Below are 397 nucleotides of genomic sequence, written 5' to 3'. Positions count from 1 at the left end.
GCGAGGATTCCTGGGTGATCGCATCGGCTCTCGTGCCGATGACCGAACGCTTGCGTTTCCTTGTCGCCGTGCGCCCCGGTTTGCAGTCGCCGACGCTCGCCGCGCGCATGACTGCGACGCTGGATCGCATCTCCAATGGCCGCCTGCTGATCAACGTCGTCACCGGCGGCGATCCGCTGGAGAACAAGGGCGACGGCATTTTCCTGTCGCATGCCGAGCGCTACGAGGTGACGCAGGAATTCCTTCGGATCTACAAGCGGGTGCTGAGCGGCGAGACGGTCGAGCATGAGGGCAAGCATTTCCGCATCGAGGATGGAAGGCTGCTGTTTCCGCCGGTGCAGACACCCTATCCCCCGCTCTACTTCGGCGGCTCGTCCGATGCCGGGTCGACTGTGGC

The 397-nt window shown here is 64.2% G+C and carries 1 protein-coding gene; it reads left to right on the top strand.

All coding sequences use genetic code 11. The annotated features are described in order from the left end of the window. Positions 1–397: LLM class flavin-dependent oxidoreductase (locus EN906_RS37090; protein WP_127375910.1), on the top strand; the 397-nt coding region annotated here is incomplete at both ends.

Source organism: Mesorhizobium sp. M7A.F.Ca.CA.004.06.1.1, assembly GCF_003999135.1.
Taxonomy (GTDB): Bacteria; Pseudomonadota; Alphaproteobacteria; order Rhizobiales; family Rhizobiaceae; genus Mesorhizobium.
This window is presented reverse-complemented; position numbering and strand designations above follow the sequence as displayed.